Source organism: Roseomonas sp. CECT 9278 (assembly GCF_918698155.1).
Lineage (GTDB): Bacteria > Pseudomonadota > Alphaproteobacteria > Acetobacterales > Acetobacteraceae > Neoroseomonas.
Window position 1 is genome coordinate 55847 of the sequence record NZ_CAKKLX010000027.1, and the last position, 11533, is coordinate 67379.

The 11533-nt window shown below is 72.9% G+C and carries 12 protein-coding genes; 5 read left to right on the forward strand and 7 right to left on the reverse strand.

The window, feature by feature from the left end; genetic code table 11:
• Positions 1–46: 46 nt before the first annotated feature.
• Positions 47–1798, forward strand: coding sequence for an AI-2E family transporter (locus LQ222_RS17185; protein ID WP_230168064.1), 1752 nt, complete (start codon positions 47–49; stop codon positions 1796–1798).
• Positions 1799–1996: 198 nt separating this feature from the next.
• Here LQ222_RS17185 and LQ222_RS17190 read toward each other — a convergent pair whose 3' ends face one another.
• The 5 genes from LQ222_RS17190 to LQ222_RS17210 form a co-directional block, all read right to left on the reverse strand.
• The gene (locus LQ222_RS17190) at positions 1997–2188 is read right to left on the reverse strand and encodes a hypothetical protein (RefSeq protein ID WP_230168065.1); all 192 of its coding nucleotides are present in this window, start codon (positions 2186–2188) and stop codon (positions 1997–1999) included.
• A gap of 65 nt (positions 2189–2253) precedes the next feature.
• Entirely contained in the window at positions 2254–3912 is a 1659-nt protein-coding gene (locus LQ222_RS17195; RefSeq protein ID WP_230168066.1) for a sensor histidine kinase, read from the reverse strand.
• A gap of 83 nt (positions 3913–3995) precedes the next feature.
• The gene (locus LQ222_RS17200; RefSeq protein ID WP_230168076.1) at positions 3996–4193 is read right to left on the reverse strand and encodes a hypothetical protein; all 198 of its coding nucleotides are present in this window, start codon (positions 4191–4193) and stop codon (positions 3996–3998) included.
• Positions 4180–4833 carry a sigma-70 family RNA polymerase sigma factor gene (locus LQ222_RS17205; RefSeq protein WP_230168075.1) on the reverse strand — a complete coding sequence of 218 codons (654 nt, stop codon included), beginning with the start codon at positions 4831–4833 and terminating at the stop codon, positions 4180–4182. Before LQ222_RS17205 ends, LQ222_RS17200 begins: the two co-directional genes overlap by 14 nt.
• A 151-nt stretch (positions 4834–4984) precedes the next feature.
• The gene (locus LQ222_RS17210; protein ID WP_230168067.1) at positions 4985–5488 is read right to left on the reverse strand and encodes a sigma-70 family RNA polymerase sigma factor; all 504 of its coding nucleotides are present in this window, start codon (positions 5486–5488) and stop codon (positions 4985–4987) included.
• A 62-nt stretch (positions 5489–5550) separates the two neighbouring features.
• Here LQ222_RS17210 and LQ222_RS17215 point away from each other — a divergent pair, with 62 nt between their 5' ends.
• From LQ222_RS17215 to LQ222_RS17230, 4 genes are all read left to right on the forward strand, one after another.
• Positions 5551–6270 carry a response regulator gene (locus LQ222_RS17215; protein ID WP_230168068.1) on the forward strand — a complete coding sequence of 240 codons (720 nt, stop codon included), beginning with the start codon at positions 5551–5553 and terminating at the stop codon, positions 6268–6270.
• 234 nt (positions 6271–6504) lie between these two features.
• Positions 6505–6702: a CsbD family protein gene (locus tag LQ222_RS17220; RefSeq protein WP_230168069.1), complete on the forward strand. Its 198-nt coding sequence runs from the start codon at positions 6505–6507 to the stop codon at positions 6700–6702.
• A 208-nt stretch (positions 6703–6910) separates the two neighbouring features.
• Complete coding sequence (locus LQ222_RS17225; RefSeq protein ID WP_230168070.1) at positions 6911–7075, forward strand: DUF1328 domain-containing protein; 165 nt, start codon at positions 6911–6913, stop codon at positions 7073–7075.
• Between the two features lie 138 nt (positions 7076–7213).
• On the forward strand, positions 7214–9001 hold the full coding sequence (locus LQ222_RS17230; RefSeq protein WP_230168071.1) for an ABC transporter ATP-binding protein/permease: 1788 nt from the start codon (positions 7214–7216) through the stop codon (positions 8999–9001).
• A 434-nt stretch (positions 9002–9435) separates the two neighbouring features.
• On the opposite strand, the gene LQ222_RS17235 is transcribed toward LQ222_RS17230, so the two are convergent.
• Together LQ222_RS17235 and LQ222_RS17240 are read right to left on the reverse strand one after the other, a co-directional pair.
• On the reverse strand, positions 9436–10206 hold the full coding sequence (locus tag LQ222_RS17235) for a metallophosphoesterase (RefSeq protein ID WP_230168072.1): 771 nt from the start codon (positions 10204–10206) through the stop codon (positions 9436–9438).
• On the reverse strand, positions 10203–11036 hold the full coding sequence (locus tag LQ222_RS17240; RefSeq protein WP_230168073.1) for a diacylglycerol kinase family protein: 834 nt from the start codon (positions 11034–11036) through the stop codon (positions 10203–10205). The genes LQ222_RS17235 and LQ222_RS17240 overlap by 4 nt, the downstream gene beginning before the upstream one ends.
• Positions 11037–11533 lie beyond the last annotated feature (497 nt).

The window sequence follows — 11533 nt, forward strand, 5'->3', positions numbered from 1 at the left end:
TTCGGCGCGATCGCGTTGCGTCGACGTCCACCTGGGGGAATGCACCGTGCCATCCGAGACCGACATCCAGCGGCCAACCGCGCCCGCTGGCTCAGGCCCGCTCTGGGTCATCGCCGCCATCATGGTGCTGGCGGTCCTGCATTTCGGGCGCGACGTGTTCATTCCCATGGCGCTCGCGCTGCTTCTGTCGGTCGTGCTGATCCCGGTGGCGCGGCTGCTCCAGCGCGCCGGCCTGCCGCGCGCGCTGGCGGTGACGCTGCTGCTGTTCGCGGCGCTGGGGGCGATCATCGGCGTCGTGCTGCTGGTCATCTCGCAGGTGCTGACGCTCGCCGCCGACCTGCCGGGCTGGGAGATGAACCTGCGCGAGAAGCTGCGCGCGCTGTCCGACGGATCGGGCGTGCTGGACCGCGCCATGGGCACGCTGCGACGGCTGTCCGAGGAAGTCGGCGGCGGCAGCGCCGCTGCCACGGGGGCGGCGGTCCCGGTGGCGCCCGCGCCGGCCGGCGGCGGCACGCTCGATGCCGCGCTGAACATGGCCGCGATGGTCGTGCATCCGGCGGCCTCGCTGGCGGTCGCGCTGCTGCTCATGGCCTACCTGCTGATGCAGCGCGAGGACGTGCGCGACCGCTTCCTGCGCCTGGCCGGCATGAAGGACCTGCACCGCACCACCCGCGCCATGGCCGACGCCACCGAGCGGGTCGGCCGCTACCTTCTCATGCAGATGGTGATGAACGGCATCTTCGGCGTCGGCATGGGCGTCGGGCTCGCGCTGATCGGCGTGCCGAATGCGCCGCTGTGGGGCATCATGGCCTTCGTGCTGCGCTTCATCCCGTTCCTCGGGGCGTGGATCGCGCTCTGCCTGCCGCTGGTCGTGTCGTTCGCCACCAGCGCGGACTGGACCGGACCCATCATGGTGATCGCGCTGTTCGCGCTGGTGGATGGCGTCGTGACGCATGTGCTCGAACCGATGATGTACGGTCGCAGCACCGGCATCTCGCCGCTCGCGCTGCTGATCTCCTCGGCGCTGTGGACCGTGCTGTGGGGGCCGATCGGCCTGCTGCTGGCGCCGCCGATCACCGCCTGCCTCGCGATCCTCGGGCGCCATGTCCCGGCGCTGTCCTTCCTCGAGATCCTGCTCGGCAATTCCGAGGTGCTGCCGGCGCCGCTGCGCTTCTACCAGCGCTACCTGGCCGACGACGCCGAGGGCGCCATCGAGATCGCGGAACTCCATGCCGACGCCAATGGCCCCGCCGCCACGCTGCGCGACCTGGTGCTGCCCGCGGTCGCGGCAATGAGCGCCGACCAGGCCGACGGCGTGCTCTCCGCCGCGGCCGTGCGGCGCATCAGCGATGGCCTGGCGTCGATCAGCGCCACGCTGGTCGCCGACGAACCGTTGGCGCCCGAAGCGCAGGCGCTGCGCACCCTGCCGGTGGCAGGCGCGGCCGACCGTGCGCTGGCGGCCGTCGCGGCGGCCGCGGCCCGGCTGCAGGGATGGCGCCCGGCGGTGGATGGCGAGACCGCGGCCATGGCGGTGCTGTGCCTGGCGCGCCCGGTCTCCGCCCAACGCCTGCGCCGCGCGACGGCGACGGCGGGTATCACGGCCGTGCCCGCCTTCGGCTTCGCGCTGGAGGATGCCTCGGCCGCCCAGCTGGGCGCGGCGATCGGCCCGGCGCCGGTGCTGCGCAACCTCGATGCGCTGGTAGCGCGGCTGCCGCGCGGCAGCACCGCGGCGACGCGCAAGCCCGTCGAGGCGACGGCCGCCACGATGGAACCGCCCGGCCTCGCGCTGCCTGCCTGACCGGCGGGCGGCGCGTCCGCGCCTGGAGCATCATCCGTTCGAACGGAGCCGTTTGGACGGATAGAGATGCTCGCAAAGACAATGGTCTGGAGTCGCTGTCGTGAGCCAAGGCGAACGGCAACACCTCCAGCGGGCACGAAAAAGGCGCTGGCCCTTGCGGACCAGCGCCTTTTGCGTGCGTGGCGGGCGGGCGCGCCGTCAGTCGACCGCGCGCTCGATGGCGCGGCCGGCGCGCTCCACCGGGCCGCGCGGCGGGTCGACCGCATCGCGGACATTCTCGGCGGCGCGGTCGATGCGCTCGCCGGCGCGCTCGGCGGGGCCATCGTCGCAGGCGACCAGCGGCAGGGACAGCAGGACAGCCGCACAGGCGGCACGCAGGATCGGGGTCATCGGACCTCCCAGGTCAGGGTTGCCCGGGGGAAACGCGGCACGGGGGCGCGGGTTTCATCGTGCCGTCACGCCACGCCGCGCAGCGCCTCCGGCGCGGCCTGCAACGGGAAGCGGACCGACACGCTGGTGCCGTCGCCGGTGGCGAACTCGGCCTCGCCGCCCAGGTGGCTGGCGAAGCCGCGGATCAGCTGGGTGCCGAGCCCGTCGCCGGACTCCGCGCCATCGCCGATGCCCACGCCGTCGTCGCTGACGCGCAGCACCGCCTCGTCGCCTTCGGTGCGCAGGGAGATGGTGATGGTGCCGCGCCGCCCGTCGGGGAAGGCGTGGCGCATCGAATTGCTCACCGCCTCGGTCAGCAGCAGCGCGAGAGAGATCGATTCATCGGCGCCCAGTTCGATGTCGTCGGCCTCGATCCGGATGGCGACGCGCCGCGCCTGGCCATCGCTCAGCGCCTCGCTGAGCTGGCGCGACAATTCCTCGAGGAAGGGCCGCAGCGACATGCGCTGGAAGCTTTGGTTCATGTAGAGGTGGCGGTGCAGCGTCGCGAGCGCCTGCACGCGGTCGCGCGCCACCGCGAATTCGTGGCGTGCCGATTCCGTCCGCACGCGGTCGGCCTGCAGACTGAGCAGCGAGGCGACGATCTGCAGGTTGTTCTTCACGCGATGGTGGATCTCGGCCATCAGCAGGTCGCGCTGCTTCAGCGCCGCCGTCAGCGCCTGTTCGCGATCCTCCAGCGCCGCGGCCGCGGCGGTCAGGGCGCGATCGAGCTCGCGCACCTCGAGCGGAACCGTGCCGCTGGGCGGCGAGCTGTAGGGCCGGCCCGGCGCCCAGCTGCGGACCCGCTCCGCCAGCCGCCGCAGCGGTCGCGACACGCCGGCCTCGACGCCGATCAGGATGGCGGCCAGGCAGGCCAGCAGGAACAGCGACAATTCGATCAGCCGCCGCTCCAGCACGCCGCGCGCGGCGGCCTGGATGTCGGCCACCGGCAGCCCGACCAGCAGGTGCAGCCCCGCGACCAGTTCCTTGGTGGCCCAGGCCTGGGGCGTGCCGTCGCGCGCGGGGCCCTCGATGGTGGCGTTGGGCAACCTCAGCAGGCCGGCCAGGCGGTCTGGCGGCGGCAGCGCGCTGCCGGAGGAATTGCCGATCGGCAGGATCGTGCCGTTGTTGTCCAGCAGCCAGACGCTGTGCTGCGCCACGCCGTCGGCATCGGCCGGCGTGCGCAGCAGGAAATCCAGGAAGACGCTGCCGCCCACCATCGCCTGCAGGCTGCCATCCGGCGCCAGGATCGGCGCGATGCCGGGCAGCACCGCGCGCTGCGTCACCACGCCGATGGTGAACTCGCCCAGCGTGAAGGCGCGCGTGCGCTGGATCGCCGGGACGTAGTCGAGCTCGGCATAGCTGCGCCCGCGCGGCGCGGGCAGGCCGCTGCACAGCAGCACGCCCTGGCCGTCGAGCACCCAGAAGTTGGAATAGCGGTCCGGCTTCAACGCCCGCAGGCGGTTGAGCATCGCGTCGCAGGCCTCGCCGCCCTGGGCCAGCAGGCCGGGATCGGCGGCCAGGCCGGACACCATCTCCCGCAGCGCGCCGACCGCGGCGCCGTGGCGCGCGGCGGCGACCTCGCGCAGGATCAGCACGTCGCGCTGCCCCTGGGCCAGCGCCGCCTGGTAGGCCGACCATGCATTGTTGCCGGCGATCACCGCGATCGGAATCGTCGCCGCGGCCACCAGCGCCAGCAGGCGCCCGCGAACCCCGCCCTGCCACCAACCGGCTTTCCGGGCGGGGCCAGGCGGCGACCCGCCGCCTGGCATCACTTCTTGCGGTCCTGTTCGATCAGGCGCAGCAGTTCGGGCGGAATCGGTTCGCGCGCGACGTCGTCGAAGATCTGGTGCAGCCCACGACGCAGCCAAACGTCGAAGGCGGCGTCCGGCACCGCCGCCTTCGCGTTCCTGGCAGGCTTCGACGGCATTGGTTTCGCCGCCGCCTCGTCGTCGTCAGGCTGGCCCATCATACCCCGTGGAGGCGGCAGGCTGCCGGTCCCCCACACCCATGCTACGCGCAGCGACGCGGTTGACGCCAGCGTTCTGCCGCGACGCCTGCGCCGCGCGCGCCGCCTTCGCGGTCGGCTCGCCCATCAGGCGTGCCTCCAGCGCGCGGCGGGCGCGGAAAACCCGGCACTTCGCCGTACCGACGGCACAACCGGTGGCTTCCGCGACTTCCTCGTAGGACATGCCCTGCACCGCCACCATCACCAGCGCGATGCGCTGGTCCTCGGGCAGCCGGGCCATTTCGCGGCGCAGCTCGCCAAGCGCGATGCTGTCTTCCTGGTTGCCGCTGCGCGCGAAGGCATCGGCCGGCGCGTCGTCCATCTCCACCGTCTCGCGGCGGCGGCGGCGGTCGGAGATGAAGCGGTTCTTCAGGATGCGGTACACCCAGGCACCCAGATGCGTGCCGGGGGTGAAGCTCGCCTGCGCGGCGAGCGCATTGGCGACCGCGGCCTGGACCAGGTCGTCGGCCTCCGTGCGGTTGCGCGTCAGCGACAGCGCCTGGACGCGAAGCTTGGGCAGCAGCGCCACGAGCTCGTCATGGAACGAGAACCGGGCGACGCTCGCGCCGGTGACGGGGAGGGTGTCGTTGATGGTGCTCATGATGGCCAAACGCATCGCCGGGGTTTTCGGTTGCATCGAAGAGATGCGAATTTCTCAAGGCAGTCATGCGTCATATGCATGCAACCCGCGCAGGGGCGCGGCCGTTGGCAACGTCATGCAGGTTTCCGGAACCGCCTCCTGCGCGCAGCGGCTACCGGCGCGGCCCCAATTGCCGCGCCAGAGCGTCGCGTGCGCGCGACACGCGGGCCTTCAGGGTGCCTTCGGGCAGCCCGGTCACCGCGGCGGCCTCGGCCACGGTGAACTCCAGCGCCGCCACCAGCAGGATCGCCTCGCGCTGCGCCGCCGGCAGCGCAGCGATGGCGCGGCCGAGCTCGCCCAGCTCCGCGATCCCGGGCTGCGTCGCCGGCTGCGCCGCATCGGCGTCCAGCGCGCCCAGCGCCCGGCGCTCGGTGCCGCTGCGCCGCGCCTGGTCCAGGAAGGCATTGCGCAGGATACGGAACAGCCAGGCGCGCAGGTCGGTGCCGTCCTGCCAGGAGGCTTCGTGCTCCAGCGCGCGCAGCAGGGTTTCCTGCACCAGGTCGTCGGCGCGGGTCGCGTCGCGCGCCAGGAACCGCGCGAAGCCGCGCAGCTGCGGCGTGAGGGCGGCGATCGCCTCCCGATACCGGAAGGGTGCATCCTTCCCGCGACCCGTCATGCAATCGCCCGGCGCGTCGCGTCCATGCCGGTCATAATGCTCCCCTTGCAGCAGGTGCCAAGATGAACGCCTTCAACCAGACCGAGTTGCTGCGCGCGCTGCCCTATGCGCGTCGTTTCGCCCGCGCCGTGACCGGGGAGCGCGACAGCGGCGATGCGCTGGTGGCGCGGGTGCTGGGCGCCGAGCTCCCGGCCCTGCCGCCGCGCCTCGCGCTGTATGCCGCGATCGCGGCGGCGGCGCCGGCACCGGCCGCGCCCTCCGGCCTGCCGCAGGTGCAGCGCCAGCTGCTGCTGCTGACCGCGCTGGAGGACCTGTCCCTGGCCGATGCCGGCCGCGTGCTGGGACTGACCGCGGAAGCCGCCACCGCCGCGGTCGAGGCGGCCCGCACCGCGCTGCGCGCCGTCACCGCGACCGACATCCTGGTGATCGAGGACGAGCCGATCATCGCGCTCGACCTCAAGCGGCTGGTCGAGGCCTGCGGCCATCGCGTGGTCGGCATGGCATCGAGCGAGGCCGAGGCGGTGCGCCAGGCGGCCGCCAGGAAGCCGGGGCTGATCCTGGCCGACATCAACCTCGGCCGTGGCGGCGACGGCAGCACGGCGGTGGCGAAGATCCAGCAGGCGATCGACGTCCCGGTCATCTTCGTGACCGCCTATCCCGAGCGGCTGCTGACCGCCGAGGGTCTCGAGCCCGCCTTCGTCATCAGCAAGCCCTTCGAGCCGCTCGCGTTGGCGATCGCGACCTACCAGGCGGTGCATGGCGGCCGCGCGCCGATCATCTGAGGGTCGTGTCCGGGGTGGCCGGCGCCGCCCCGCCGCCGCCGGTTCCGGACCGCTTGCACTGGCCACCCGGCGCGGCACGGTGGGCGCCGCGGTCATGCAGATCCGCCTGCGCCGAATGCCGTCGTCGCGCACCGCCACCGAGCGTCGTTCCACCCGCGCCGCGCAACCCGCCCGGCGTGCTCGCGTTTGCCTGTCACGCCCACCGCAGTGGTGGCCGCCTGACAGGAGAACGCCATGAACAGCGATCAGATCGCCGGCAACTGGAAGCAGCTCACCGGCAAGGTGAAGGAGCAGTGGGGCAAGCTCACCGACGACGACATCACCGTCGTCGAGGGCCAGCGCGACCAGCTCGTGGGCCGCATCCAGGAGCGCTACGGCATCGCGAAGGAGAAGGCCGAGGAGCAGGTGGCGAGCTGGGAGAAGTCGCTCTGACACCCGCCCGCCAGGGCTGAACCACGCAGCGCGCCGCCGGGGCAACCCGGCGGCGTCGTGCTGAGCGACCCTTCGAGGCTGCGCCGCGCCGCGCGTCCCGATGGCCGGCACCGCCATTCTCGAACGGCCTGCGAGAGCAGCCATGCTGGCGCCGCAACTTTCGCCCTCGCGCTTCGTTGAGGCGCCAAGACCCTCCCGGAGAACCCCGATGCTCTACTGGTCCCTGATCTTCCTCGTGGTCGCGATCGTCGCCGGCGTCCTCGGCTTCGGCGGCATCGCCTCTGCGGCCAGCGGCATCGCCAAGGTGCTGTTCGTGATCTTCCTCGTGCTGTTCGTCATCTCGCTCGTTGCCGGGCGCGGCTTCGCGGCCTGACGCCGCACCGCGCCCGGTTCGCGTCGGTCCCGCATGCCCCCTGCGGGGCCGACGCACCCTCCCTCTCGCCAGACCGGAACATCCATGGCCGACGCGCCCTCCGACGACGCAGCCCAGGCGCGCCCGGCGACACCTGACATGCGCGCATTCCGCCGATGGGTCGGCGCCTGGCTGACCTCCCCCGACCGCGGCAATGCGCGCCTGCTGATCGCCGGCGTGCTGGCCATGACGCTGGCGCAGGTCGCGATCCAGATCCGCTTCAACGTCTGGAACCGCGACTTCTTCAACGCGCTGGACAAGCGCGATTCGGAAGCCTTCCAGAACCAGATCCTGGTGTTCCTCGTGCTGGCCGGGCTGTCGATGACGGCGGCCGTGTACCAGCTGTATCTCAAGCAGCTCCTGCAGCTGAACTGGCGCGGCTGGCTGACGCGCCGGCTGACCGAATCCTGGCTGCATGACAGCCGGCAGTACCAGCTCGAAGCCGGCGCGGCCGAGGCCGACAACCCCGACCAGCGCATCGCCGAGGATGTCCGCCTCGCCGCCGACCTGTCGGTCGACTTCGTGGTCGGCATCCTGATCTCCGTCACCATGCTGATCGCCTTCGTGGGCATCCTGTGGTCGCTGTCGGGGCCGCTCGATGTCGTGCTGGGCGGGATCGACCTGCACATCCCGGGCTACATGGTCTGGGCGGCGGTGCTCTACGCGCTGATCGGCTCCGGCCTCACGTGGTGGGTGGGGCGGCCGATGATCGGCATCCAGGTCCGCCGCACCACCGCCGAGGCCGATTTCCGCTTTGGCCTGACGCGTGCGCGCGAAAGCGGCGAGAGCATCGCGCTGATCCGCGGCGAGGCCGACGAACGCCGCGGCATCGACCGCCTGTTCGGCGAGGTCCGCAGCGTGTGGACCGAACTGATGCGCAGCCAGCGCAACCTGATGTGGCTGACCAGCGCCTATGGCACGCTGGCGATGATCTTCCCCACCGTGGTCGCCGCGCCGGCGTATTTCTCCGGTGCGATGTCGCTCGGCGTGCTGATGCAGGTGGGCGCGGCCTTCGGCCAGGTGCAGGTGGCGCTGAACTGGTTCGTCGACCGCTTCCCGCAGATCGCCGAATGGCGCAGCGCCGTGTCGCGCCTCGCCGCGCTGCAGGACGCGCTGGATGATCTCGACCAGCTCGCGAAGGACGAATCCCAGCCGACCATCGTCATCGAGGAAGCGACGGAGGGCGAGGCGGAGGCGCTGGTGCTCGACAACCTCGAGATCGCCTTCGCCGACGGCACCACCGTGATCCAGGGTGCCTTCGCGCGGATCGAACCGGGCGAGCGGGTGCTCATCAAGGGCGAATCCGGCACCGGGAAATCGACGCTCTTCCGCGCCATCGGCGGGCTGTGGCCCTGGGGCGGCGGGCGGATCGAGACACCGCCGCGCGACGCCATGGCCTTCCTGCCGCAGCGGCCCTACCTGCCGCTCGGCGCGCTCGGCGCCGTGCTGAACTACCCGCGCCCTGCCGATGCCTTCGAGGAATCCGCGCAGCGCGAGGCGCTGGAGAAGGTAGGACTGGGCCCGCTGGGCGATCGCCTGGCGGAGGAGGAACGCTGGGACCGCGTGCTGTCGCTCGGCGAGCAGCAGCGACTCGCCTTCGCGCGCCTGATCCTGCACCGGCCGCGCTGGGTCTTCCTCGACGAGGCGACCGCCGCGCTGGACGAGGCGAACCAGGACGCGATGATGAACCTGCTGCTCGAATCGCTGCCCGACGTGGCGCTGGTGTCGATCGGCCATCGGCCTGGCCTGGAGGCCTTCCACACCCGGACCCTGACGCTGGAGAAGGGCGAAGGCGGCGCGCGGTTCAAGCGCGCGGCACCGCGCAAGGTCAGCGAGCGGACGCGGCTGCGCCGCCTGCGCGTGCCCGGGCAGCGCGTGCCGGTCTGATCCGCGGGCCGGGTGCCGCCGTACGGTGAGCCCGGTTGCGGCGGGGTTGGACCACCAGGCCGCGCCGCGATGACGGTGATGCTGACAGACGGTTCGAGAATGCGTCGATCGGCGCAGTCCGGGACCGGCACAGGAGCGCTGCGCCAGCCGGCCGCCATTGCGCCGTGGGCGCGCAGCTGGTGCGACCTGCCGCAGGCGCGCACCTGGCACGACCTGCCGCAGGCGCGTACCTGGCACGACGTGCCGCAGGCGCGCTTTACGCGCAACCTTCACCGCGCGCCCCTCGTGCGACGCGTCGACCACACTCCTCGCGCAAACCACCGAGCGCGCTCCTCGCGCGACATGGCAAGCGCGCGCCATTCGCAGGTCACCAGGACATTCGAACCTGGGACAGGTCGCGGAGCAGGCCCATGCTGGCGGCCGCGCGCGGCCTCTCAGCCGACCACCGTCTCCGCCGCTTGCCAGGCCCCGTCGTACGCGACGCGCCGCAAGGCACGCACGCCGGCGGCATCCACCTGCACCAGCATCCAGCTGTTCGGCTCCCCCTTCGTGCGGTGGGACAGGCTGCTGCCGGCCAGCACGATCGGCGGCGACCCGCCCACGACATCAGCGCGGTGCAGGTGCCCCGACAGCACCGCCGCCACCCCGGCCTGCCGCAGCGTGGCCAGCGCCGCCCCGGCGCCGAGCGGCGAGGCACGGCCTGCGCCCCAGGCGGGGTGCCGCAGCGGATGATGCGCCACCACGACCAACCGACGGCCGGCCAGCGCGCGCAGGCGCATCTCCAGCCGCAGGCGCCGGCCGGTTGATATGCCCCCGGCCGACCAGTCGAGATGCGGCTGCACGCGGCGCACCGTGTCGAGCCCCACCAGCGCCGCGCCGGGCAGCAGCAGCATGGGCTCGGTCACCGCCGCGACATGGCGCCGCCAGCGGCCGCGCGGGTCGGTCATGCGCTCCAGCAGATTCGCGCCGGGGATGTCGTGGTTGCCCGGCACCGCGACGTAGGGCACCGGCAGGGCGGCGAGGAAATCCGCCGCCTGGCGGAATTCCACCGGGTCGGCATGCTGCGTGAGGTCGCCGCTGATCGCCACGGCGTCGACCTGCATGGCCACGATATCGTCGATCAGCGGCGCGATGAGAGCCGGCAGATGCGCGCCGAAATGCAGGTCCGACAGATGCGCGATGCGGATGGCGCCCGCGGCGGTCATTCCCGCGTCGGGCGCAGCACGGGCAGCCCGTCGGGCAGCAGCCGGATGCGCAGCGGTGCCGCCACCAGGTGCAATTCGCCGTCCAGCGTGACGCGCAAGTGGCGGGCGCGGCCCTGCACCGCGAGGCGCGGCCTTTCGCACGCCACCACCGCCGGCGCCGCGGCCAGCCGCCCACGGATCCAGCACCAGGCCTGGTGCAGCGTGCCGACCATGCCGCGGCGGCGGACCGCCTCGATTTGCAGCAGCGGCGCGGCATCGGGCAGCGGCACCGTCACCACCGCCACGTCGGCCCGGTGCGGACGCGAATCGCACAGCAGGCGCAGCGACCGGCCGGGCGGGCGCAAGGCCAGCCTGAGCGCGGCGCGCAGCAACGGCACCCACCCCAGCACGCCGGCGCCGCGCTGCATCTCGCGGAAGCGCACCAGGCGGGAGGCGCGGCCGGCGACGGCCTGGTACAGGAACGGTTCCCCGTTCACGGCGGCCATCGGCAGCCGCGCGACCGTGGCGCCGGCCAGGCTGCGGGCGGCGGCCTCCGGGTCCGGCGGCAGGCCGAGCCGTGCCGCCAGGCGGTTCATGGTGCCGCCGGGCAGCACGCCCAGCACGGCGCCGCTGGCGGCGATGCGCCGCGCCGCGCCACGCAGCGTGCCATCGCCGCCGGCGACGAAGACTACCTCCGGATTCAGCGCCAGCGCAGCGTCGATCTGGGCATCCACCGGCAGGTCAGGCTGCGCGGGGGCAAGCAGGTCGTAGCCGGCCGCCGTCAGCGTCGCCGCGAGGCGGCCGCCGGCATCGGGCATGGCGGCGATGGTGCCGGCCGAGGCATTCAGCACGAGGACCGCGCGCCGCGGCGCCGCTGCGGCGGGGCGCGCAACGGCGCCGTCGTCTGGAACGTCGAAAGGCCCCGGCATGAAGCGAGCAACGCGCACCCGCCCGGGAAGTTGCAGCAGCGGCGCGGATGGGCCGCAGCCAAGTTCCGAGGGACACCACCAGGATTCGGATCGTGCGAAGGCACGATCCGGGAGCGCACGGCGCGACCGCGCCCAGACCGTCAGCCCCGCCTGGCGCACCAGCCCATGGCGCGAAGGCAAGGGCCGCGGACGCGGCCCGCCCGCCGTCTGAGGGTCAAACAAAGAACGGATCGTGCGAAGGCACGATCCGGGAGCGCACGGCGCGACCGCGCCCAGACCGTCAGCCCCGCCGGGCGCACCAGCCCATGGCGCGAAGGCAAGGGCCGCGGACGCGGCCCGCCCGCCGTCTGAGGGTCAAACAAAGAACGGATCGTGCGAAGGCACGATCCGGGAGCGCACGGCGCGACCGCGCCCAGACC